This window comes from Marinomonas profundi (assembly GCF_020694005.1).
Lineage (GTDB): Bacteria > Pseudomonadota > Gammaproteobacteria > Pseudomonadales > Marinomonadaceae > Marinomonas > Marinomonas profundi.
Genome location: NZ_CP073013.1, coordinates 1,708,824 through 1,732,996, shown reverse-complemented (window position 1 = coordinate 1,732,996; position 24,173 = coordinate 1,708,824). Strand labels below are relative to the sequence as shown.

The following is a 24,173-nucleotide window of genomic DNA, read 5'->3' as shown; positions in this document are numbered from 1 at the left end:
CTTTTTTTAATATAAGCGGCTTTGAGTAAAACAACGAATGAAGCAACGACAGGGTCTGGGAAACACATATGCATTTTAGCGTCATTTTACGCGTGATTGGCTTATTGGTGATGGTGTTCAGTGTGACACTGATTCCACCGATTATCGTCTCTCTTATTTATTCCGACGGCACAGTTCAAGCGTTTTTATACGCCTTCGCCATCAATTTAGTCTGTGGATTTTTGCTTTGGTTTCCCGTTCGTAATGAACGTGGCGAGTTGAAAATTCGCGATGGCTTTTTAGTCACTGTGCTGTTCTGGTCCGTGTTGGGTTTGTTCGGTTCGGTGCCGTTTTTCTTGGCGGAAACCCCCAACCTCAGTTTCACTGATGCTTTGTTTGAATCCATATCCGGGCTGACGACCACAGGGGCCACCATACTCACGGGTATCGATGATTTACCTAAATCGATTTTGTTTTATCGCCAGTTGCTCACCTGGCTTGGCGGTATGGGTATCATTGTACTGGCGGTCGCCATCATGCCGATGTTGGGCATTGGTGGGATGCAGCTGTATCGGGCGGAAACCCCAGGACCGGTAAAAGACACCAAGTTAACCCCTCGTATTGCCGAAACCGCCAAAGCACTTTGGTACATCTACGCAACACTCACCAGTGTCTGTGCCTTAGGTTATTGGATCGCGGGGATGAGCTTGTTTGATGCCATTTGCCATAGCTTTTCAACCGTGGCGATTGGGGGCTTCTCGACTCATGACGCCAGCATTGGTTACTTTGACAGTGTGGCGATAGAGATGATTTGTACCTTCTTTATGATTGTCTCTGCTTGCAACTTTGCTTTGCATTTTTACGCTTGGCGTCACAAAAGTGTCTGGCATTATTTTAAAGACCCAGAAGCCCGTTTCTTCTTATTTATATTATTAAGTACTTGTGCGCTTTCGACCTTAGTGCTGGCAATGACTGCGACTTATGACTGGAGTTCGTCTTTACGTTATGCGGTGTTTGAAAGTGTCTCGATTGCCACGACATCAGGCTTTGGCACGACAGACTTTTCAAGCTGGCCACACTTTTTGCCCTTCTTACTCATAGTGACCTCCTTCGTGGGTGGCTGTGCCAGTTCAACAGGTGGCGGTATGAAGGTCATTCGTATTTTATTAATCCTCAAGCAAGGCATGCGAGAAATTAAACGCTTGATTCACCCCAATGCGGTTATTCCCGTTAAGGTGGGCGGCAAAGCGGTCAATGAAAGAGTCGTGTCCGCGGTTTGGGGGTTTTTCTCAGCCTATCTGTTGGTCTACGTGGTGCTGATGATTGGCCTGATGGCGACGGGTTTGGATCAAGTCACCGCATGGTCGGCTGTTGCCGCCACGCTCAATAACCTTGGCCCAGGCTTAGGTGAAGTCGCATCGAGTTTCACCAACGTCAGTGATCCGGCCAAATGGATGCTGTGTTTTTCTATGTTGTTAGGGCGTTTGGAAGTCTTTACCTTGTTGGTATTGTTCACGCCTATGTTCTGGCAAAAATAGCACCCAGTGGCCGTTAGAAAACAGAGGGATGAAAACCATGACACCAGCCATCAACCAGCTGAAGCAACTCAAGATTGGGTTTAGCCTCCACGAATATGAGCATGATCCGCACTGCTCTCATTTTGGCGAGGAGGCCGCCGAGAAGCTAAATCTCGACCCCGCGTGTGTGTTCAAGACACTGCTGGTCACCGACGACAAAAACACCTTCGTTACCATAGTGCCCGTCACGGGCACGTTAAATTTAAAACGCGCCGCCAGCGCCTTGAAGGTAAAAAAATTGCGCATGGCGGACGCGAAGGATGCCCAACGGCTCACGGGCTATTTGGTTGGCGGCATCAGTCCAATAGGGCAAAAGAAAAGCCTCGTCACCTGTATTGACCAGAGTGCGCAGGCGTTTGAAAAAATCTATGTGAGCGGTGGGCAGCGAGGTCTGGATATTGGCCTAACGCCAAACGATCTGAGTCTGGCGTGTCGTGGCGCTATCTTTGCCGCCATTGGCGAAACCAAATAGCCGTACGACAAGTGTGTTCAAAGCCGCACAACCAGCATTTCAACTTGATTCACAAATAAGGCGATTCTCTATGACGCAAACCAAACCCATTATTTTATTAGACCGCGACGGCGTCATTAATCAAGACTCAGACGCCTATGTTAAATCCGTCGACGAATGGCAACCTATTTCGGGCAGTATAAAATCCATCGCTGCTCTGTCGAAAGCCGGCTTTCAGGTGTTCGTTGTCACCAATCAATCAGGCATTGCCCGCGGTTATTATGACGACTCCACGCTGCACGCCATGCACGACAAAATGACCGCACTGGTTGAGGCAGAAGGTGGCAAAATTGCGGGCATTCACTATTGTCCTCATGGCCCTGATGATGACTGCCACTGTCGCAAACCCAAAAGCGGCATGATCGAAGCCATTGAAGCAGAACTAGGACTATCGTTCGAAGACCACCCAGCGATCATGGTCGGAGACTCTCTACGCGACCTTCAGGCGGGAAATGCCCGTGGTTGCTCGCCAGTATTAGTGTTGACGGGAAAAGGCCGTGAGACGCAATACAAGGCAATAGACTTTCCATTCGCTGTCTATACCGACTTGGCCGCGTTCACCATTGCCACGCTGCATAAATACAGTTGATTGGTAAGCTTATGCTGGTTGCGTATCAAGCCGTCATTTAACTGACCATCGATCTTTAACTGACAGTGAGCACTAATATGGTAGGCGCTCAGGTAGAAGTAAGTACTTACTTACTGTCAGTCAGTCAGTTTAACCGTAAACAATACTATTTACTTCGGGTCATGGCTGACAGTCGTAACCAACTTAACCCCATTAATAACGCCAGTCCCAGTAACAAGTACGGGAAGGTCGCCACACCAAACACCTCAATAATAGGCCCGGTTAGGGATGGCGCCACCAGCGCGCCCAGTCCGCAACACACAAACACAAACCCTGTGCGCTTACCATTCAGCGACATAATGCTATTGGCAAAGGAAAACAGCATAGGGAAAAACGCCGAGCATCCCAGCCCTAACCACAAGGCGATCACGATCAACGAGGCATCAGACAACATCATCAAACTGCCCGTAATGCTGATCAACAAAAGTCCGAAAATCCCTTGCTGAGGGCTGATCCAACGCAATAACGCCACGGAAAACAAACGCCCAAGCGACAAGCTCACAAAAAACCACGTCACCAAAATCGCTGCGCTATTTTGATCTTCGCCCGACAACACAGCATACGTACTGATCCAGCCTGCAATAGTGATCTCAAACCCCACATACAAAAAAATCACCGTCAAAAAGGCAATAAAGGTGGCTTTCTGTTTGGTGGCTGGCACCACCTCATTGGGCCTTGCCTCAAAAGTCGGACTCGGTTGGCGCCAGAGCAAAAACGGCAACACAAGAGCGTACAACGCCACCAGCCAATAACCCGCACCGTAACCCTGCCCAGTCCACTCGGCAAACACCAAGATCAATGGTGCCAACATACAGCCCGCGCTGTAGCATAAATGCAAAATCGTCACGTAAGAGCCGACTTTTTCCTTATGCAGCCACAGCATCATCATATTGCCTCCGGCATTGACCGAAACCTCTGTCGCCCCCAGCAAAAAGAATAACCCCACTAACATCGGCAAACTGAACGAAAAGGGCACCAACACCAAGCTGATAATCACACACAGCAACATAACGATAAGATAGTGATGGCCTTGCCAACGATCAAACATGCGCCCAGCCAACAAAGCACCGAGGATATTGCCGATGGCTCGCGCCGTAAATACGACCGAAATCTCAGCAACCGATGCCTCAATTAACCCCGCCAAATAAATCAGACTTGGGCCAAGCAACCCAGAGGCAGCACCAGCCGCCAGAAACATCGCGCAATACAGCGCCGTTCGTGGGAATTCCTTCATAGCAAGCGTTATCCATTTTTATTGTTGTTGGCTTTTTCAAGTAAACCGATTAGAAAAGCGTTTGAATTTGAATTTAATCACGCAACTTGATTAATTAATAGAGCGCAAAGAAAATCCTCTGCCACACAAAACAGATTGGCATAGCAGGGCGTTTAGATGATAATGGTTATTATTTTAACAAAAATACCCCTATGACACTTCAAAGCAGACTAACCCGTATCGAAAGGGTCTTAGAATACATTCATCAGCACTTAGATGAGCCTATTCATGTGGCCAACCTGGCTGAAAAAAGCTGTTGGTCACGTTGGCAATTCCAACGTGTCTTTGGCGAAGCTACGGGGCTGACCGTCGCCCAATACATTAGAGAATTGCGTTTAAGCAAGGCCGCTGAACTGTTACTGTCCAGTAAAAACAAACACCTAGATATTGCCATTTCATGTGGCTTTGACTCCGAAATAAGCTTCTGTCGAGCGTTTAAGCACATGTTCAACTGTACCCCTCGGGATTATCGACAACGAGGAAAGCGCTATGGCTTGCGCACACCGTTACGCTATAGAAGCCCACAGTACGCGTCCAATGAAGCGCCAACCGTCTTCACTCAAATCCGCATCGAAAGCGTCGACGCGTTTCAAATACAAGGTAAGCACGACTGGATTTACGGACCTTTTTCTTCATCGCCTAATTTTCTGCAGCGAGTACCGCAAATTTGGGCGGACCTTATACAGACTAAAAGAACACAGACTAAAAAAACGCACGCAAGCGACGCTCAAGCCATTGGGGTTATCGATACCCGCGACCATCCCGAACAGCCCGACGCAATCTGTTATTGGGCTGGGTATCAGGACCAAAACCATGCGCCAGAACACGCCGAGACCATCCATGTACCGCGACAAGAATACGCCGTTATTCCCGTGCATGGAAAAGTACACGCGATCGAGCTGGCGGTAAGATGGTTTCTTCATCAATGGCTACCCGATTCGAATTACAACGGCGTATCTGGCTTTGAACTAGAAAAATATGCAGCAGACTACGACCCGAACAGCCCGTTGAGCTACATGGAATATTGGCTGCCAATCGAGCCAAGGTGATTTTCAGCACCTCTTGCTCTGGCCTGAAAGCGCTCAAGCGGTAGTTCAAGACAAGGGCTATGATGCACCAAAAGGTTAAGTTTTATTTATCACCATCTATAGAATGATATTCATTATCAATATTGATTCGTTCTATATTCGGAGTTATCATGAAACCAGTTGCACATTTCTAACGCTCTTTGCTTGCCATCGCAATGGCCTCAGTGTCGTCTTATTCCCTCGCCACGGAAACGGCAGAAAGCGTCAACAACACAGGCACGGTCATCGACGGTTCGCTAACCACATTGGAAGTTAAGGGGCAGACCTACCGCAACACAGCAACAAAAACGCAATTAGACCCAGAAGAAACGCCGCAAGCCATCTCCGTGGTAACGCAGGATGAGCTGCAACAACGAGGCATAGAAAGCGTTGCCGAAGCGGTTCGCTATACCGCTGGGATTAATACAGAGCTGCGCGGAGGTGCCGTCACACGATTGGATTTCTTCAATATTCGAGGGTTTGAAAATGACAAAGCCTATTACGACGGGTTGCAGTTGCTTTATAACGATTGGAACCTACAGCCACAAATTGACATGGCAGCCGTAGAGCAAGTGGAAGTATTCAAAGGCCCAACTTCGACGCTTTATGGTGCTATGCCACCGGGTGGCATGGTGAATCTCATCGGTAAAGCGCCGCAAGCCGACAGCGAACACAGTATTGACGTCGCCCTTGGCAGTGACAATAAACGCGAAACACAAATCGATAGCACAGGCGCGATCAAGCATAATCTGAACTATCGTGTCGTCGGGCTGCTTCGCCAGAAAGACGGACAAGCTGTCACCTCAGAAGAAGAGCGCATCATGATAGCGCCCTCTATTGATTGGAAAATCAGCGATGACACCATGCTTAACCTAAACCTGTATTACCAAAAAGACCCCAGCATGGGCGTCTATTCCTCTTTACCGTCAAAAGGCACCGTCTACGACAATATCAATGGCACCTTGTCGTCCGATAGCTACGCTGGCGACAGTAATTGGGAAACCTATGATCGAGACGTGCTTTTGCTTGGTTATAAACTCGACCACAACCTAAACAACACGTGGCGCTTTTTACAGAATGCTCGTTTCACCACCGCCAAAGCGTACCAAGAAAACACCTATTCCACCTCGTTAGACAATGATGAAAGAACCCTAAATCGCCGCGCTTATCTCACTGACGAAAAATCCGAAGGCATCAATATAGACAACCAATTTTCGGGCGTATTTGATATTGGGGATGCCGAGCACAATGTCTTGGTCGGTGTGGATTACTTAAAACTAAAATCAGACATTCTTTATGAAGACGCGGCGGCGCCGAGTATCGACCTTTATAATCCAGACCATCAGCAAATCATCAGTAGCAGCCTAGATTTTGCCGCCTCAGGTTACAGCAGCGATTTCACCATCAACAAAGAGCAAACCGGTGTGTATCTGCAAGATCAAATACGCCTAGACCAGTGGGTGCTGATTGCGGGCGGCCGCTATGATCAGTTTAAAGCGACTGAAAAAGGCCGAAAATACGGCGCGGCCACCAACACGGAAGTCGATCAGAGCCAGTTTAGCGGCCGAGTCGGTGCGTTGTATGAATTTGATAATGGCTTAGCGCCGTTTGTGAGTTACGCGCAAAGTTTCGAACCCATCACAGGCTCGGACCGAAATGGCAATACCTTTGATACATCCACCGCCGATCAGAGAGAAGCAGGCCTAAAATACACAAGACGAAATATGACCGCCAGTGCAACCGCCTTCGAGATCATTAAAAGCAAAGTGTTAACACGCGATCCAAACGGTTCCGCTTACGACAAAATCCAAGTGGGCAAAGTTCGCTCTCGTGGTATCGAGCTGGAGTTACAACAAGCCATTACAGCTGACGTAACAGTCAAAGCCGCTTACACCTTGCAAGATGTTGAAGTCACCAAAGACAACAGCGGCATAGAAGGCAATACGCCTATCTGGGTACCTGAAAAGCAATTTAATGCTTGGCTAAGCTATGTGCCGACAGAAGGGAATTTAACCGGGGCGTCCTTTGGAGCGGGCGTACGTTATGTCGGTCAAATGCAGCTCGATGCCGCAAATTCTAATACGGTGCCGTCTTTCACCTTGGTCGATTTGTCCATAGGTTATGACTTATCTAAGCTGTCGGCACAATGGCAAGGCGCCAGTGTCAAGTTCTCCATGAGCAACGCGTTTAATGACACCTATTACAGCTGCTACGACGCCTCCAATTGCTGGTTCGGCGATGAGCGGTCTTTTGAAATCAGCGGTCGTTATGAGTTTTAGCCGACTTATGATCGACAATCAGAGGTAAAGATACATGGTGGAAAGGCTTTTAGATCGTCTTTTCAGGACGGCGAAGTCGTATATAGCGGCCTTAGATGGACAAGAAAGCGTTTCTGCTGAGTCAAAAATAGACACAGTTTTTTTGTCTTCAGAAAAACCAGCACAGGCGCTTCAGGCTTTGCATCAAACACTACGCGAGGCGCACCCGGAAACGGGTGCGCCTTATTGGCGTGTGCGTTGCTGGGGCTTGGTGTGTTGGCAGCCTATCTATCTTGCCATGATCTCGGTTTATCAGCTCAAGGCGGTGCCCTTGAGCTTGCACGAAATAGAACAAAAACAACAGGGTGAAATGATCGCGGGTTATGTCTTAGCCGATGGCGAGTGGCAAGAGGGCTGCCATGAGGCGCTTATTAAGGCTGCCAGCGAACAGCTCAATAGGATTTTTATGCCCTTTGAAACCGCCCATGTTGAGGCCTTTGGCGGACGACCCGCGCTTTATAAAGGCTTGCTCGCCGACCAATTAATGAGCGCCTTAATTGCCGTCAGGAACGTCTTGCCAGACGAGCAAAAACACACCCTAGAAAAAGATTTTTGCCGTTGGGCGCACGCGATGAACTTGCCATTGAAACCACTCGCAGGGCTCGCCCCACAAACTGCCGCCGCGCCTGTTTTTGTGCGCCATACCTGCTGCTTACACTTTCGTCGTGATCAGGGTGAGTTGTGTGCCAATTGCCCAAGGCTGCATAAACGCAGTGCGAAAATGGCGTGCTGAGTGTTTTCAGACGCCTTCATGCAGACCAAAAGAATGCTCAAGGGCAAGGCAGCGCTAGGCGTTAGCCTTGCAAAAACGCGCCAATCCAAGCCATCAGCTGTTGGCTATCAATGTTTTCTTGCTGGACGCTGTGGCGTGCTTTTTGGGCCTCCTCTGGCGTGAGAGTGACCCCATCGTATAGATCGATCAATGCCATTTCATAGGCCTTAGAAAACTCTGGGTGACCTTGGAACGTCAAGATGCGGTCTTTGTAGATCAAACCTGCGTGCTGGCAGAAATCATTGCTCAAAAAGCTCGTCATCTTGGCCGGCTTTTCCACCACTTGGTCTTGGTGGAATGCGCAAAAGGCGAGGTTTTTAAGCCCTAATGGCGTCGCCATATTATCCGCCACTTGGTAATTATGCACGCCCACGCCCCAGCCACCGTCAAATTTAGCCACGCGACCACCCAAGGCGCGAGCAATGATCTGATGGCCAAAGCAAATCCCCACCAGCACTTGGCCTTTACCGTCCACCTCTCGAATAAGTTCGCACAACCGCGTAATCCATGGCTCATCACCGTAGGCGTCAGATTTAGAGCCTGTGATCAACCAGCCGTCGCAGTCGTCCGCGTCGCTAGGGAACTGATCCAAACGCACATCAAATATTTCAAACGACAAGCTCGGCGCCAAGGCTGAAATCTGTTGTGCAAACATTTGCGCATACGTCGGATACTGAGAGCGTAACGCATCCGGCGTAATACCCGCCGCAAGAATGCCTATTTTCATGAACAATTTACCTCGAAAAACACTCTATTTATGGTTCTTGGATTCGACTTTGACGACGCATAATAACAATTGCAGCAATCACCGCAATGGCCACCACGAGTATCATTAAGGTTGCTAGGGCGTTAATCTCTGGCGTAACACCAAGGCGTACTTTGGAGAAAATCACCATAGGCAATGTCGAGTTACCCGGCCCAGACACAAAGCTGGCAATCACCAAATCATCAAGCGATAAGGTAAACGCCAGCAACCAACCCGATAATATCGCTGGCGCAATCAATGGCAAGGTGATTAAGAAAAACAGTGACACCGGTTTCGCCCCAAGATCCATCGCCGCCTCTTCCAAAGTTTCATCCATTGACGCCAGACGAGACTGCACCACCACCGCGACAAACGCCAAACAAAAGGTGGTGTGAGCGATAATAACGGTCGTCAAACCGCGCCCCGCGGGCCAACCAAATAGGTTTTCCATCGCCACAAACAGCAGTAGCAAAGATAACCCCGTAATCACTTCTGGCATGACCAAAGGGGCAGTGACCCAACCGGCCATCATGGTTTTACCGCGAAACTTGCCCATACGACTCAGCACAAAGCCGGCCAATGTCCCCAATACCGAGGCCAACGTCGCACTGATAAAGGCTATTTTTAAGCTCACCCACGCCGCGTCCATAATCTGCTTGTTTTGGAACAGCTCGACGTACCATTTAAGTGACCAACCGCCCCATACCGTTACCAATTTGGATTCGTTAAAGCTGTAAACCATCAGGGCAACAATCGGCGCGTATAAAAACAAGAAACCAAAGCCCGCACTGAGTCTTAACGCTAAGGAATGATTTTTCATTACATCGCCTCCTTATTGCCGTTGCGCATAAACATAATCGGGCCCACCAAAACAATTAGCATGATGATCGCCACCGCAGACGCCAATGGCCAATCCCGGTTAAGGAAGAACTCATCCCACAAGACACGACCAATCATTAGGGTGTCAGACCCCCCCAGCAATGCTGGGATGACAAACTCGCCCACGGCGGGAATAAACACCAGCAAACACCCTGCGATAATGCCGGGCTTGGCCAATGGTAACGTCACCAGACAAAAAGCGCGCCAAGGCTTCGCGCCCAAATCTTTCGCGGCCTCGATCAGGCTGATGTCCATTTTTTCCAAAGAGGTATACAAGGGCAAAATCATAAAAGGCAAATAGGTATAAACAATGCCGATATACACAGCCACATCGGTCTGTAAAATTTGCAATGGCTGATCAATCAATCCCAGAGACAACAGGGTTTCGTTAACCAAACCGTTCTTTTTCAGCAAGGACATCCAAGCGTAAACCCGCAGCAAGAAAGACGTCCAAAATGGCAAAATAACCAAGGACAGCAACACGGTGCGCATGGTTGGGCCACTTTTGGCGATCAAGTAGGCAACAGGGAAACCAATAATCAAGGTGAAAAAGGTAGACACCGCCGCGATGCGTAAAGAGCTTAGGTAAGCATCCAAATAAAAGCGCGACTCGAACAAGAATAAGTAATTACCAAAGGTAATTTTGAGTGTGGCATAGGCGCGGCTCGGGTCCCACTCCAACAAAGGCGAATAGGGCGGCACCGCGATCATGGCTTCCGACAGCGAAATCTTAAACACCACCAAAAAAGGAATGAAGAAAAACGCGGCCAACCACAGCATAGGCACCAAAATCACCAACCAGCGCCCCAACCGAATGCCTTGTAGTCGCTGCCATAGCGTCAGACGTGTCGTATTGGTCGTGGTGGTTATCATGATGTCAGTACCACGCTGCTGTCCGCGTCCCAAGACAAGTACACCACGTCATCCCAGGTTAACCGCTCTCCCGTGTCGCGCTGAGTATTGGGTTGGGTAATACGAACCTCTTTACCTGACGCCAAGCGCACCTTGTAGATTGACTGGCTGCCCATGTACGCCACTTCGGTGATAATGCCATTCGCGGTATTATGTTGCGCCGTGGGTGCGTCGCGGGTAATGCGCATTTTTTCTGGTCGAAGCGCCACACAGACAGACTGATTAGGCGCGCAGCTGATGCCATGGTCGAGGTAAATCAAGCCGTTGGTGTCGGCGCAATGAATGGTCGCACTGTCTCGCTCATCCGACACCACAGTGCCGTCAAATAAATTCACGTTGCCAACAAATTCCGCCACAAAACGATTACTCGGATATTCGTAAACTTCATGTGGTTCAGCGGTTTGCACAATCACGCCGTTGTTCATCACCCCAATGCGCGTGGCCAGCGTCATGGCTTCTTCTTGATCGTGCGTCACCACCACAAAGGTAATGCCCAGCTCATCTTGCAAACGCACCAACTCGAATTGTGTTTCTTCTCGTAGCTTTTTGTCTAACGCGCCAAGCGGCTCATCCAGCAATAGCAGCTTAGGTCGTTTCACTAAAGACCGCGCCAACGCCACACGCTGACGCTGACCGCCAGATAGCAGATGAGGTTTACGACGTGCAAGATGCCCCAACTGAACCATATCAAGAATGTCTGCGACACGCTTTTTCACCTCAGCACTGGGCAAGCCTTCGCGCTTTAAACCAAACGCCACGTTGCCTTCCACCGTCAAGTGCGGAAACAAGGCGTAAGACTGGAACATCATGTTAACGGGGCGTTCCCACGGTGGCACATTGGACATGTCCACACCATCGATGATAATACGACCTGATGTTGGGGTCTCAAACCCCGCTAACATACGCAACAAGGTACTTTTGCCCGAGCCAGAGCCGCCCAATAAACAAAACAACTCATTTTTATAAATGTCCAACGAGACATTATTCACCGCGGCAAAGTCGCCAAAATTCTTGTGTATTTGCTCAATGCGAACAAAGGGTTCTGCCTCTTTTTGACGCCAAGCAGGCATCGTTTGAGACGTCACGATAGGAGAGGGAGAAACAGAAGACACAGACATAATACCCACCTGTCAGCGTGTTAATATTCAACAAGGACGGCACTCAAGCGTGCCGTCCACGCACAGCAGACGATTTAACGCCCTGTCTTAATATTTGTCCACGCCCGCGTCAGCAAGCGATCGAAGCGCGCGGTGTGAGCCACTTGTACGAACAGTTTTTCTTTTACGGCTTGTGTTGGGTACACGCCTTTATTGTTCGCTACTTCGTCGTCTAACAGTGGTTCCGCGGCGGTATTTGGCACCGCATAGAAGACGTAGTTCGAAATCGCGGCGGCAATGTCCTTTTTGAGAATAAAGTCGATAAATTGATGCGCCGCTTCAGGGTGCGGAGCATCGGCCGGAATCGCCATCAAATCAAACCACACTAAGGTGCCTTCTTGTGGAATCACAAAGTTGATATCAACCCCTTGATTGGCTTCTTCTGCTCGGCTTTGCGACTGTAAAATGTCACCGTTGTAACCAATCGCCACGCACACTTCACCATTGGCTAAGTCAGAAATGTATTTGCTTGAATGGAAATATTTAATGTTGTCTTGCGCCGTTGCCATCAATTTTACCGACTCATCGAGCACATTTTTATCTTCTGAATTAGGGTCTTCGCCACGATAATTATTCACCACCGACATGATTTCGGCGGGTGAATCCAATACGGCGATACCACAGTCTTCTAACTTGGCGGCGATGCTTGAGTCAAACAAGATATCCCAAGAATCAATTTGTGTCGTGCCCAAGCGCTGCTCTATCATTTTGGTGTTGTAGCCTATGCCTATCGTGCCCCACGCATAAGGGATATTGTGCACATTGCCAGCATCGTGTTTTTCAATTTGCTTGGCCAACGTTTGATCTAGGTTGGCGTAATTGCTCAATTTGCTTTTATCGATGGCTTGGTACACACCGGCTTGAACTTGGCGTTCAAAAAATGAGTTTGATGGCATGACCACATCGTAACCAGAACCGCCCGCCATCAACTTGGCTTCCAGTACTTCGTTGCTGTCGTAGACATCGTAATTGACTTTAATGCCGGTCTCTTGGCTAAACTGTTCCAACGCACCTGGCGCCATATAATCCGACCAGTTATAGATATTCAAGACGTCTTCAGCTTGGCTGTTTAACGCAAAAGTAGAGGCGGCGCCTGCCACTAATAAACTTAATACATTCGGTTTCATGTGGGTTCTCCCATTATCAGCCAACCTTGTTGGACTGGTTCCAGTTGTGATGGTATTCGCTATTTTTGTGACGCCTTGGTTGGGCTTCTTGTCACCTTTCATAGCGTTTTTTGTTTTGTTTTTTTTCAGTGCTTTCTTGTTGTTCTGCTATTTTTATTGCGGCTCGACCCTGTCTTGAACTTATAAAGCAGGCCTTGAACTTATCAAGCAGTGCAGGGCACTTATCAAGCAGTGCAGGGCACTTATCAAGCAGTGCAGGGCACTTATCAAGCAGTGCAGGGCACTTATAAAGCAGAGCCAGCACTTATAAAGCAGAGCCAGCACTTATAAATAAGCCTCATATTCCACATTGGAAATACGTCCGTGTATTTTTAGTTGCTCTTGCTCTTTTGCGGCCGCGTAGACACGCACAAACTCTTCCCCTAAATACTCTTGTAAGAAGGCACTGTCCGCAAACGATTCACTGGCCAGCTCCCAACGGTTAGGCAAAGGTTCAAACCGCTCTGACAAGGCGTAAGCATCGCCTTCAATGGGTTGTGGCGGCGACATTTTGGTTTCTATGCCATGCAATGCGGCGCCTAAAACCGCCGCCAACACCAAATAAGGGTTGGCGTCTGCCCCCGCGACACGGTGTTCAATACGACGGGCCACATCGTCGCTTTCCGGAATTCGCACCGCAACCGTGCGGTTCTCATAGCCCCAGCTGGCAAAGGTCGGTGCATGGGCGCCTGTTTGGAAACGACGGTAAGAATTCATATGTGGCGCAAACACCAACATGCAATCCGCCATGTGATTTAACAACCCCGCGACCGCTTGTTGCATCAAGCTAGAACCTTCCTCGGTGCCATTATTGAAGACATTGTTTCCTTGCTCATCCAATAAACTAAAGTGCACATGAAAGCCATTGCCGCTTTTATCCGCGTAAGGTTTCGCCATGAAGGTGGCACCAAAGTCATGCTGGCGAGCGACCCCTTTGATCAGCCGTTTAAACATAATCGCATGATCACCGGCCTGAACCGCGTCGTTGCTGTGTTTCATGTTGATTTCAAATTGGCCTGGGCCTAATTCCGAAATAATCGTGTCTGCAGGAATGCCTTGAATCTCACAAGCTCGGCGAACTTCGGCAAAAAAACCCTCTAAGCCATCCATTTCTTCAATCGAATAACAGTCGGTTTTATTCAACCGCACGCCATTGCCTTCGACTATAATCGGCGGCGAAGGTCGGCGTTTTGCTTCCGAATCGCCATCTAATAAATAGAACTCCAGCTCCGTTGCCACCACAGGGGTATACCCTAGGTCTTTGTAACGCTGAACAATTCGGGTCAGTATTTGGCGTGGATCAGGGTAAAAAGGCGTGCCGTCTGCGTTGTACATCATGGCTAAAATTTGATCGCGGGCAGATTCAGCCCATGGCACAGAAATTGGCTTAGGGTGCACGGCCAAGCACAACCCGTCGCTGTCGCCCGTTTCGAACACCATGCCGTTATCAAGAACATCGTCGCCCCAGTGATCAAAGCCAATCACCGAGTGAGGCAGTTTTACCCCTTGTGTCATCACATATTTTAAACCACTGGCTGGCATACGCTTACCACGTAAGTTGCCGTTTAGGTCTGTAATGAACAGATCAAATTCGTTGTTCCCTTCGTACATATCCGACATAAAATATACTCTTATGAAATTAGTCTTACCGCGAAAGAAGGTGTTTGTGCTAACGGATAATCGAATTTTAATTCGTTTATTTCATTGCTGACGCATAATTCAAGCCAAATTCTTTCGATACAAATTACCTTAACCTGAGCAAATGATACGAGTAACTATCTCCGAGTAGGTATATGAAAACCTAGATTCATTTGTCTATAAATCACCTTACAATAGGTGTAACCTTTTCATCTTGACTGTCTATTTTATTGATATTTATTAATAAAAAATATTTAGGACGCTGACTTAAACGCACTTTCGATCGGCCTAAGTCGACAATTCATCCGCGTTAAGTCCATATTTCTACTACAGAAAGAATAAAGAAGTCGATAGAAATTTTGCGCCAAGCAATCTCTTTTAAAGAAATACCAAAACCGAGTAAAAGATCGGCTTGATAGATGCAGCGCAGATTGCTTGAAGCGTCTGCTGCTTTTGATGGCAAAATCTGTATCTGTGATGCTCAGTGCACCAAAATGGCGCTGTTTATGAGCTCAAACAGCCTATCATAGAGGGCAAAAAAGAGGACTAAAATGATGCCGAAAAACACCTTGGGAGGGCAGTTAGTATTACCTGAACTGATGAAAGACCTGGCGTCTCTCACCCATCACATTCGCGTTCCTAGCTTCCCCATCGCGTTAGAAAGCACGCTTAAAAACCTGTGCTATTTCGATACCATTATCATGGTGACGTACAAAAAAGCGTTAAAGCCGCTGCTCATTCACCCCAGCGACCCTAGCGAGCAAAGCCATACGTTGCGCCTGTATTTAAACCAAGCTTACTTGCTCGACCCCTTGTTCAATGCCATTCAGCACGGTATTACGCCTGGGGTGTATCGCTTGGTCGACATGGCGCCAGACTCTTTTGAAGAGACCGAATACTATCAAACATGCTATCGCAACTTTGATCTCGTCGATGAAATCAATATTTTGGTCGAGCTCGATAACACGACAACTTGCACTGTGTCATTGGGTCGTCAGAAAGTGGTGGGCTCGATACGCCGTACTGAATTGAATAACTTAAAAGCCGTCTTCCCGATGCTGGAAGCTTTGATTCGGCAATTTTGGCTCGCCCAAGCAGGGGAGTTTGTCGACAGAGCGTCTAGCTCAGGCCCTCTTAAATACGCGCTTAAAAGCTTTGCTCATGGGGTGTTGACGCTTCGTGAACAAGAGATTCTCGGGCTGCTGCTCAAAGGCCATTCCTCAAAATCCATCGCCAACGAACTGGGTATCAGTGCCGGTACGGTGAAGGTTCACCGCAAAAATATCCACGCCAAACTAGACACTTCAACTCAGTCTGAGATTTTTACCTTGTTTTTAAGTCATTTGGACGCCTTGGATCGAGCAAAAAACGAATGAAAACAGCGTCTTAAAGCAGGTCATTCGAAACGCTCTGTACTATTCTGGCTCATTGAGATGGTGTTCAAGCACAGACGCTAGCATCAGTTTAAGGTCTGCTAATGTACGCGCTGCACGCCGTTCGTTTTGATTGACCACCACCAGATACGTACTGTGGGTAACCTCTAAATACAAACGCGCAATTCGCTCCCGTTCACGAACATGTTTTTTCAGCCCAATGCGTTTAAACACCTTGGCCATTTGCGAGATCACCATGTCATCATGGCGCTCATCCAATTCCCGTAATTCCTGCACCGAAAACATCGCCTGTACCAAACGCAATACCGCACGCTGTTGTCGATACGTACGCAGATTTGTGTCGACCACCTGATCAATGAAACGCGACAAGGTCATGTCTTCAAGGTGCCACTCTTGAATCTCTTTAAGCACCTCTTCAATGCTGTCCAACCATGACTTTCCCATGGCATACAAGATGGCGTGTTTATTGGGAAAATAATGGTACAAGGAACCCACCGAAATACCGACTTCCTTGGCGATAATGGCGGTGTTGAGATCGTTCAATCCGACACTTTCCAGCAACTCACTGGTGACGTCTAAGATTTGCTGCGCACGCTTGATGGAACGTGACTGTACTGGCTCGCTACGGGGCGAGACAGATTGCATGGTTTTCATTGTCGTGGGAGGGGTAGCCATGATCGGGACTGATTTCCTTAATACAAAATACGACGAATAAACGAGTGTTTAAATTATACACACAGCCACCAATACTGGACACGCCAATGGCGCGACTTCAGTAAAATTATGGCAAGCGATCGAGCATAGAGTAATACAGCATGCCAGCCACCAACCCTGGCCAACGCAGTAAGGTGCCACCGGGGAAATCTCGACAAGGCAACGCCTCAAACGCATCCACTGTTTCTAATGAGCCTTGCACGGCTTTGGCAAAAATGGCCCCCGCATAGGTTGCCATGGCCACCCCATGGCCAGAATAACCATGGGCAACAAAAATATTCTCCTGTTGACGGGCAATCTGCGGCATTCGATTCAGCGTAATGGCCAGCGTACCGCCCCAAGCGTAGTCAATTCGATAGCGCGCAAGCTCTGGATACGTTTCCAGCATGTGCTTTTTAACGAACCCGGCAATGTCTTTCGGGAAGTGTTGACTGTAATTTTCGCCACCGCCCCACAACATACGTTTATCGCTGGATAGACGATAATAATTGACGACAAATTTTGAGTCAGCAACCGCAATACGGTCAGGGTTAATCCGTTCAACCACCTCATCCGGCAAGGGCTCAGTCGCGATAATAAAGTTATTAATCGGCATAATTTTGCGCGCCGCCGGGCCGTTTAGATGCCCAAGATAGCCATTGCAGGCGAACAACAAATAGCGACAAGTAACACGACCTTTGGCGGTAATCACCTCAGGATGCTGCCCATCGGTGTATTCCAATACCGCCGAATGTTCATATAACTTGGCACCGTGAGCCTCGGCCGCTGCGGCCAGCCCAAGCGAAAAATTCAACGGCTGAATGTGCGCCCCGTCTTGGTACCACTCGCCACCATGATAACGATCGGTGCCAAGCTTATCGGCGACCGTCTTGCGGTCATAAAATGCGACGCCGTCATAACCCAATACATGGCGTTTATAGTCGACGGCTTTTTTAATTTCCTCGGCATGGCGCGGTTTAGAGGCTACATGCAATACCCCCGGCGTTAAATCGCAATCAATTTGGTATCTCGCGATCAGAGCTTTGACCATGGCGACAGAGTCGACTGACGTTTGCCACAAAGCATCCGCGGTGTCTTTGCCCACCTTAGCGAGCATTTCTTCATGGCTCATATTGTGGCCTTGGCAAATTTGGCCGCCATTGCGTCCTGACGCACCCCAGCCGATCTCATTCGCTTCCAATAAGGTAACTTGATAACCCGCCTCCGCCAGATGCAGCGCCGCAGAGGTACCCGTCAAACCACCGCCGATGATACAGATGTCGACATTATGTTCACCGATCAATTGAGGGCGATTTTTTGCCCCCTTTGCCGTGGCCTCATAGTAAGACAATTGATGTTTGCTCAAAGGCGACTCCTCTTATCATTCAAACCTATTAACCGAATGATTGATCGATTTTAAAGGCGATGTCAATTGTACTGTAAACTTATTTTTCGACCAAGTGTTGATTTAATGATCAAACTAAAATATGGTTTAAACCGAACTATCATTCGGATTAGTGCAATAGAATCCCAATAACAAAAAGCCGTAATAGACTCTTTTACGGCTCAGAAATATTCGTTAAGCAGCCAACGTAAAGGTGAGTTATGACAGAGTTTGAGGCTTTTTTAAAAGACAATGGCATTACAGAGGTCGAGTCTACATTAGCTGATATGACAGGCAATGCGCGGGGGAAATTTTACCCCACCTTCAAGTTCCTCGCAGAAAAGACAGGTCGCATTCCAGAAACCGTCCTAGTGCAAAGTGTGACGGGGGATTGGGCCGATAATCACTACGATATTATCGACGCCAGTGACCGCGATATGGTGCTTAAACCGGACCCCAACACCTTACGTATGGTGCCTTGGGCCGACGAGCCCACCGCGCAGGTGATCAATGATTGCTATACCACCGACGGCAATCTTCACCCGCTGGCCAGCCGCACCATTTTGCGCCATATTTTGGCTTTATACGAAAAAGAAGGCTTACAGCCGGTCATCGCGCCAGAAGTCGAATTCTATCTGATCCAACCCAATACCGACCCCGATTATGAACTAAAACCTGCCGTAGGGCGCTCGGGCAAGCGTGAAACCTCACGCCGCTCCTACAGCATTGACGCGGTAAATGAGTTCAATACCATCATTGATACTCTCTACAGTTATTGTGAAGCACAAAACTTGGATGTAGACACCTTGATCCATGAATCCGGTGCCGCCCAAATGGAAATTAACTTTATTCACGGAGACCCATTAGAGTTAGCGGATCAGGTTTTTGTCTTCAAGCGTACCCTACGTGAAGCCGCGCTGAAACATGGTGTGTATGCCACCTTTATGGCAAAACCAATGAAAGATGAACCCGGCAGCTCGATGCACATTCACCAGAGTCTAGTCGATGCAAAAACCGGTAAAAATGTCTTTGATGACAACGGCAAACCCAGTGAATTGTTCTATCATTATTTAGGTGGGCTGCAAAAATTCACGCCGAATGCGATTTCATTCTTTGCGCCAAATGTGAATTCTTACCGTCGTTTTTCACCCGAAATGGCCGCTCCCATCAACATGAATTGGGGCTTTGATAACCGTACCGCTGGCTTGCGTATTCCTTTTGCACCGCCACAAGCAACGCGGATAGAAAACCGTTTCCCCGGGGCAGACAGCAACCCTTATCTTGCCATCGCCGCAACACTGGCATGTGGCTACTTAGGCATGAAACAAAAGCTGCATCCTACTGAACCGGTCAAAACCAACCAAGCACCATCCGACAATCCAGACGTGGAAATCGCTCGAACATTAGAAGAAGGCTTACGCCTATTGGAAGAATGTGAACCCTTATGTGACATCTTAGGTCAAGACTTCGTCACCGCTTATATGGGCGTGAAACGCAGTGAGTTCGAGACCTTTAACCGAGTCATCAGCTCTTGGGAGCGCGAGCATTTATTGCTCAATGTGTAATCATCTTAACCCGCGATACGCCATGACTGGGATATAAAAGCCCGGCATGGTTTTCATGGCTTCATCATAAAAGGAACCAAATCATGACATACAAATATCGTCCAATGCGTCACCTATTACCTATTGCAGGTCTGGTCTGTACTTTAGGCACCATGGCAACGCCCGCCACCGCGGAAACACTGAAACTGTTCAACTGGTCGGACTATATAGCCGAAGATACAGTTGATCGATTTACCAACGAAACAGGCATAGAGGTCATAGAAGACGTTTTTGATAGCAACGAAGTATTAGAAGCAAAACTGCTGGCGGGTCGTTCCGGCTATGACCTAGTGGTGCCCACCGCGTCTTTTATGGGGCGTCAAATTCAAGCAGGGGTGTTTGATAAACTGGACAAACAGCAGCTAACCAATCTTCACCATCTCGATCCCGACTTATTGTCCTTCCTTGAAGCCGTCGACCCAGGCAACCAATACGGCGTGCCGTACTTATGGGGCACCACAGGCATTGGTTATAATGTCGACAAAGTAAAAGAAGTGCTGGGAGAAGACGCACCGGTCAACAGCTGGGATCTGGTGTTTAAGCCTGAAAACATGGCCAAACTACAAGAATGCGGCGTTATGTTTTTAGACTCACCCGATGAACTGTACCCATTAACGCTCAATTACTTGGGCAAAAACCCCAATAGTCGCAATCCTCAAGACTATGCCTTGGACAGTGAAGCGGTGACGCTGCTCAAAAACGTGCGCCCCTACATCGGCCAATTCCATTCGTCGCAATACATCAGCGCCCTCGCCAATGGCGAAATTTGTGTGGCCATTGGTTGGTCTGGCGATGTCATTCAAGCCCAAGATCGCGCCATTGAAGCGGACAATGGCGTCAACATCGAGTACAGCATTCCCAACGAAGGCACGCAGATCTGGTTTGACATGTTAGCGATACCAAAAGACGCCGAAAACAAAGCCGCCGCGCATGCCTTTATTAATTTCTTACTGCGCCCAGAGATCATTGCGGATGTCTCAAACTACGTCGCCTACGCTAACCCAAACCTAGACGCCATGGATCTACAAGACCCAGACATTGCGAATAACAAAGGCATCTACCCAAGCGACGACGTGAAAAAGAAATTGTTCGCTCAAAAAGTACGAGGGCTGAAAATCGAACGTTTGATGGTGCGTTTATGGACGGATATTAAAACCGGACGCTAACATAGCATCGAGCATGTTGAGTCGTCGCTGTCAGTCACTAATCAATAAAAAATGCCTAGCACTGTATGCTAGGCATTTTTTGTTTTACGCTCAGTTTTTATGTCGTGCTAAGGGAAAAAGGTTTTTAGCCCATGGCACACTCTTAGCCTCCAGAAAATAACCATATACCCCCACGGGGATATGGTGTGATGTGGCCGTACTCAGTTAGTTTATTGTCATGGCCACACATTTTGCGCTCTGCTTGAACGCCAAAGAAAGGAATTACGTATGAGAACCTACCAAGAATGGCAAGCCCTTCGCGACACCATTAGCCTGCCTTTTGACGCTTACATTAATGGCGCTTTCACGCCCGCTCAAAGCGGTGAAACGTTTGCTTGCATCAATCCTAGCGATGAATCGTTACTGGCTAACGTCGCCAGCTGTGATGAAGCCGATGTAAACCTCGCCACCGCAGCGGCCAAAGACGCCTTTAAACGTGGCGTCTGGTCAGACATGGCCCCCGGTAAGCGTAAACGTATCCTGCAAAAATGGGCTGATTTACTCGAAGAAAACCAAGATGAATTGGCATTGATTGATACCTTAGACATGGGTAAATCAATCTCTGAAATGGTCAATATCGACGTGCCCGATTCCATCGACTGCCTACGCTGGTCTGCCGAGTGCATTGATAAACTATACGGCGAAATCGCGCCCACCCATTCCAGCAACCTTGCGCTTATCAGTCGCGAGCCGTTAGGCGTTGTGGCGATCATCACTCCGTGGAATTACCCATTAATGATGGTGATGTGGAAAATCGCCCCCGCGCTGGCGGCGGGCAACAGTATTATTTTAAAACCGTCCGAAAAATCCCCATTAAGCGCCTTAAGAATTGCCCAATTAGCCACGCAAGCGGGCGTCCCAGATGGCGTATTCAACGTCCTTCCAGGCTTTGGTCATACCGCAGGAAAGGCGCTAGCCTTACATCACGACATTGGCACCCTAGCGTTTACCGGCTCCAGTCGTGTGGCTGGCATGCTGATGCAATACGCCGGACAGTCCAACATGAAACGCGTCTGGCTCGAAGCGGGCGGTAAATCGCCGTGTTTGGTATTTGAGGATTGCAAAGACATCAAAGCGGCCGCCAAAGGCGCAGCGGCGGCCATCTTTACCAACCAAGGGGAGGTCTGTATCGCCTGCTCGCGTCTCTACATACAAAACACCATCAAAGACGAATTCATGGCAGCGCTGCTTGAAGCGGCCAAAGTCTATGTACCAGGAGACCCACTGGATCCCGCCACCAAAATGGGCCCCATGGTCGACAAAGCCCAACTGGATACGGTGACGCGCTTTATCGAAAGCGCCCTAAACGATGGCGCCCACCTCGCCTTGGGTGGCGTACGTGACTATCAAGCAGGGCAGGGGTATTACGCTCAACCAACCATTTTCACCGACGCAAACCATGAGATGGAATTTGTCCGGGAAGAAATTTTTGGCCCCGTGCTCGCGGTGATGACATTCGACACAGAAGAAGAAGCCATCGCCTTAGCAAACGACTCTAAATACGGCCTTGGCGCAGCACTTTGGACCAACGACTTGTCTCGCGCCCACCGCGTCAGCCGACAACTAGAATCTGGCATGGTCTGGGTCAATACCTGGGGCGATGGCGATACCACGGTGCCATTTGGTGGGGTGAAAGCCTCCGGCAACGGTCGAGATAAATCTTGGCACGCGCTTGAAAAATACACGGAAATTAAAAACACCTGGATCAGCTTAAAATAGGAGAGGTCCGATATGTCAGCCCCTACTCATGCAAACTCTTACTACGCAGCGTCCGCCAACGACAAGGTTATCCGCCCACAACTAACAGGTGAACAGCGCTGCGATGTGTGCGTTGTTGGTGCTGGATTTACCGGTATTTCGACCGCTTTAAGCCTGGCAGAAAAGGGCAAACGCGTCATCGTGGTAGAAAGCGCCCGCATTGGCTTTGGCGCCTCAGGTCGTAACGGCGGTCAAATCGTCAACAGTTTTAACCGTGACATCGACTATATTTTCAACACCTACGGTGAAGACATTGGCCACAAAATGGCAAAAATGGCCTTTGCGGGATCGGAACTGATTCGTCATCGTATCGAAAAATACAACATCGACTGCGACCTCAAACATGGCAACCTCTTTGCGGCCTGCAATAAAAAGCAATTTGAAGACCTCAAAGCCAAAAAAGCCTTATGGGAAAAGCACGGTCATAACGAGCTAGAACTATTGAGCGCCTCGTCCATCCAAGACCATATCGGCACAGACCGCTACGCAGGCGGCTTGCTAGATCGAAAAGGCGGGCACATTCAGCCATTAAATCTGGTACTGGGCCAAGCCAACGCCTTTGAAAAGCTGGGCGGGCAAATCTTCGAAGACTCTCAAGTCATTCGCCTTGAGCAAGGCAAACCCGGCAAAGTGATCACCCAACAAGGCAGTGTTATCGCCGATACAATTGTCGTCGCTGGCAACGCCTACCTGTTTGGTTTGCTGCCAGAAATAGAAAAAAAAGCCATGCCCTGTGGCACACAAGTAATCGCGACAGCGCCATTGCCTGAAGCAATCCAAAAACAACTGTTACCAACCGATCACTGTGTCGAAGACTGTAACTATTTATTGGATTATTACCGCTTATCCGGCGATGGTCGTTTGATCTATGGCGGCGGCACCACTTATGGCGCCCGCGATCCGGGCAAAATTGAATCCATTATCGTGCCCAAAATGCTGAAAACCTACCCCATGCTAAAAGACACAAAAATTGACTTTGCTTGGACGGGAAACTTTCTCCTCACCATGATGCGCATGCCACAGGTGGGCAAGATTGGCGACAACCTCTACTATGCACAAGGCTACTCAGGCCATGGCGTGACCAACTCACACTTAATGGGTGAAATATTATCCGACGCGATTCACGGTGACACCGAACGTTTCGACGTATTCGCCAGCATGCCCCAATATCCATTCCCCGGCGGCCGCCTGCTGCGCATACCTTACACCGCCGTCGGCGCGGCCTACTACAACATACGCGATAAACTCGGTATTTGAAAAGCGTACACCGTTTGGTCCATGTACCAGCAATGGGCCAAACAAAGCGCGTTACTCTGGCGTGTCTTGGCTTTCTTCATAGGCATAGAAAAAGTGCCAGAGGCAATACAACGTAATACCCGCGGCCATAACGCCCCAAAAAGGTTCTCCAGAAAACCACTCAACCACCGTCCAGCCAGCACAAAATAGTGTGGCCACGACACGACGCCATTTGGGGCGAAAAAATTTACGATCTGCTTCGTTCAAAATCATGGTC

General features: G+C 48.8%; 21 protein-coding genes. 11 read left to right on the top strand and 10 right to left on the bottom strand.

The features are described from left to right. Nucleotides 1-68 precede the first annotated feature (68 nt). The 3 genes from J8N69_RS08125 (at nucleotide 69) to gmhB (ending at nucleotide 2,656) form a co-directional block, all read left to right on the top strand. Nucleotides 69-1,517, top strand: a complete 1,449-nt coding sequence (locus J8N69_RS08125; RefSeq protein ID WP_168823669.1) for a TrkH family potassium uptake protein — start codon at nucleotides 69-71, stop codon at nucleotides 1,515-1,517. Nucleotides 1,518-1,554: 37 nt separating this feature from the next. Beyond that, the gene (ybaK, locus tag J8N69_RS08120) at nucleotides 1,555-2,028 is read left to right on the top strand and encodes a Cys-tRNA(Pro) deacylase (RefSeq protein ID WP_168823671.1); all 474 of its coding nucleotides are present in this window, start codon (nucleotides 1,555-1,557) and stop codon (nucleotides 2,026-2,028) included. A gap of 70 nt (nucleotides 2,029-2,098) precedes the next feature. After that, nucleotides 2,099-2,656 (top strand): D-glycero-beta-D-manno-heptose 1,7-bisphosphate 7-phosphatase, encoded by a 558-nt coding sequence (gene gmhB / locus J8N69_RS08115; RefSeq protein ID WP_168823673.1) that lies wholly within the window; start codon nucleotides 2,099-2,101, stop codon nucleotides 2,654-2,656. A 145-nt stretch (nucleotides 2,657-2,801) separates the two neighbouring features. On the opposite strand, the gene J8N69_RS08110 is transcribed toward gmhB, so the two are convergent. Next, nucleotides 2,802-3,929: an MFS transporter gene (locus J8N69_RS08110; RefSeq protein WP_168823675.1), complete on the bottom strand. Its 1,128-nt coding sequence runs from the start codon at nucleotides 3,927-3,929 to the stop codon at nucleotides 2,802-2,804. A gap of 191 nt (nucleotides 3,930-4,120) precedes the next feature. Here J8N69_RS08110 and J8N69_RS08105 point away from each other — a divergent pair, with 191 nt between their 5' ends. From J8N69_RS08105 to J8N69_RS08095, 3 genes are all read left to right on the top strand, one after another. After that, the gene (locus J8N69_RS08105) at nucleotides 4,121-5,017 is read left to right on the top strand and encodes an AraC family transcriptional regulator (RefSeq protein ID WP_168823677.1); all 897 of its coding nucleotides are present in this window, start codon (nucleotides 4,121-4,123) and stop codon (nucleotides 5,015-5,017) included. A gap of 194 nt (nucleotides 5,018-5,211) precedes the next feature. After that, a complete protein-coding gene (locus tag J8N69_RS08100; protein ID WP_227804011.1) occupies nucleotides 5,212-7,314 on the top strand; it encodes a TonB-dependent siderophore receptor in 2,103 nt (700 codons plus the stop codon). A 34-nt stretch (nucleotides 7,315-7,348) separates the two neighbouring features. Then, nucleotides 7,349-8,086: a siderophore ferric iron reductase gene (locus J8N69_RS08095; RefSeq protein ID WP_168823679.1), complete on the top strand. Its 738-nt coding sequence runs from the start codon at nucleotides 7,349-7,351 to the stop codon at nucleotides 8,084-8,086. Nucleotides 8,087-8,147: 61 nt separating this feature from the next. Here J8N69_RS08095 and J8N69_RS08090 read toward each other — a convergent pair whose 3' ends face one another. The 6 genes from J8N69_RS08090 to J8N69_RS08065 all read right to left on the bottom strand — a co-directional run bounded on the left by J8N69_RS08090 (nucleotide 8,148) and on the right by J8N69_RS08065 (nucleotide 14,604). Further along, nucleotides 8,148-8,852 (bottom strand): glutamine amidotransferase-related protein, encoded by a 705-nt coding sequence (locus J8N69_RS08090; RefSeq protein WP_168823681.1) that lies wholly within the window; start codon nucleotides 8,850-8,852, stop codon nucleotides 8,148-8,150. Nucleotides 8,853-8,880: 28 nt separating this feature from the next. Further along, nucleotides 8,881-9,690, bottom strand: a complete 810-nt coding sequence (locus J8N69_RS08085; protein ID WP_168823682.1) for an ABC transporter permease subunit — start codon at nucleotides 9,688-9,690, stop codon at nucleotides 8,881-8,883. Further along, on the bottom strand, nucleotides 9,690-10,622 hold the full coding sequence (locus tag J8N69_RS08080) for an ABC transporter permease subunit (RefSeq protein WP_168823684.1): 933 nt from the start codon (nucleotides 10,620-10,622) through the stop codon (nucleotides 9,690-9,692). The genes J8N69_RS08085 and J8N69_RS08080 overlap by 1 nt, the downstream gene beginning before the upstream one ends. Next, nucleotides 10,619-11,779 carry an ABC transporter ATP-binding protein gene (locus J8N69_RS08075; RefSeq protein ID WP_168823686.1) on the bottom strand — a complete coding sequence of 387 codons (1,161 nt, stop codon included), beginning with the start codon at nucleotides 11,777-11,779 and terminating at the stop codon, nucleotides 10,619-10,621. The genes J8N69_RS08080 and J8N69_RS08075 overlap by 4 nt, the downstream gene beginning before the upstream one ends. A gap of 74 nt (nucleotides 11,780-11,853) precedes the next feature. After that, nucleotides 11,854-12,945 (bottom strand): polyamine ABC transporter substrate-binding protein, encoded by a 1,092-nt coding sequence (locus tag J8N69_RS08070; RefSeq protein WP_168823688.1) that lies wholly within the window; start codon nucleotides 12,943-12,945, stop codon nucleotides 11,854-11,856. A 324-nt stretch (nucleotides 12,946-13,269) separates the two neighbouring features. Beyond that, entirely contained in the window at nucleotides 13,270-14,604 is a 1,335-nt protein-coding gene (locus J8N69_RS08065) for a glutamine synthetase family protein (RefSeq protein ID WP_168823690.1), read from the bottom strand. A 569-nt stretch (nucleotides 14,605-15,173) separates the two neighbouring features. Here J8N69_RS08065 and J8N69_RS08060 point away from each other — a divergent pair. Continuing rightward, nucleotides 15,174-15,998 (top strand): helix-turn-helix transcriptional regulator, encoded by an 825-nt coding sequence (locus J8N69_RS08060; protein ID WP_227804010.1) that lies wholly within the window; start codon nucleotides 15,174-15,176, stop codon nucleotides 15,996-15,998. A 39-nt stretch (nucleotides 15,999-16,037) separates the two neighbouring features. Here J8N69_RS08060 and J8N69_RS08055 read toward each other — a convergent pair whose 3' ends face one another. Then, nucleotides 16,038-16,691, bottom strand: coding sequence for a TetR/AcrR family transcriptional regulator (locus J8N69_RS08055; protein WP_168823692.1), 654 nt, complete (start codon nucleotides 16,689-16,691; stop codon nucleotides 16,038-16,040). Nucleotides 16,692-16,797: 106 nt separating this feature from the next. Further along, nucleotides 16,798-18,075, bottom strand: coding sequence for an NAD(P)/FAD-dependent oxidoreductase (locus tag J8N69_RS08050; protein WP_168823694.1), 1,278 nt, complete (start codon nucleotides 18,073-18,075; stop codon nucleotides 16,798-16,800). Nucleotides 18,076-18,314: 239 nt separating this feature from the next. On the opposite strand from J8N69_RS08050, the gene J8N69_RS08045 reads away from it, so the two are divergent. The 4 genes from J8N69_RS08045 to J8N69_RS08030 all read left to right on the top strand — a co-directional run bounded on the left by J8N69_RS08045 (nucleotide 18,315) and on the right by J8N69_RS08030 (nucleotide 23,917). Next, nucleotides 18,315-19,658, top strand: a complete 1,344-nt coding sequence (locus J8N69_RS08045; protein ID WP_168823696.1) for a glutamine synthetase family protein — start codon at nucleotides 18,315-18,317, stop codon at nucleotides 19,656-19,658. A gap of 83 nt (nucleotides 19,659-19,741) precedes the next feature. Further along, on the top strand, nucleotides 19,742-20,863 hold the full coding sequence (locus J8N69_RS08040; RefSeq protein ID WP_168823698.1) for an extracellular solute-binding protein: 1,122 nt from the start codon (nucleotides 19,742-19,744) through the stop codon (nucleotides 20,861-20,863). 267 nt (nucleotides 20,864-21,130) lie between these two features. Then, the gene (locus tag J8N69_RS08035; protein WP_168823700.1) at nucleotides 21,131-22,621 is read left to right on the top strand and encodes an aldehyde dehydrogenase; all 1,491 of its coding nucleotides are present in this window, start codon (nucleotides 21,131-21,133) and stop codon (nucleotides 22,619-22,621) included. Nucleotides 22,622-22,633: 12 nt separating this feature from the next. Next, complete coding sequence (locus J8N69_RS08030; protein WP_168823702.1) at nucleotides 22,634-23,917, top strand: NAD(P)/FAD-dependent oxidoreductase; 1,284 nt, start codon at nucleotides 22,634-22,636, stop codon at nucleotides 23,915-23,917. Nucleotides 23,918-23,968: 51 nt separating this feature from the next. Here the strand turns inward: J8N69_RS08030 and J8N69_RS08025 are convergent, their stop codons facing one another. After that, nucleotides 23,969-24,169: a hypothetical protein gene (locus tag J8N69_RS08025; RefSeq protein ID WP_211084912.1), complete on the bottom strand. Its 201-nt coding sequence runs from the start codon at nucleotides 24,167-24,169 to the stop codon at nucleotides 23,969-23,971. Nucleotides 24,170-24,173 lie beyond the last annotated feature (4 nt).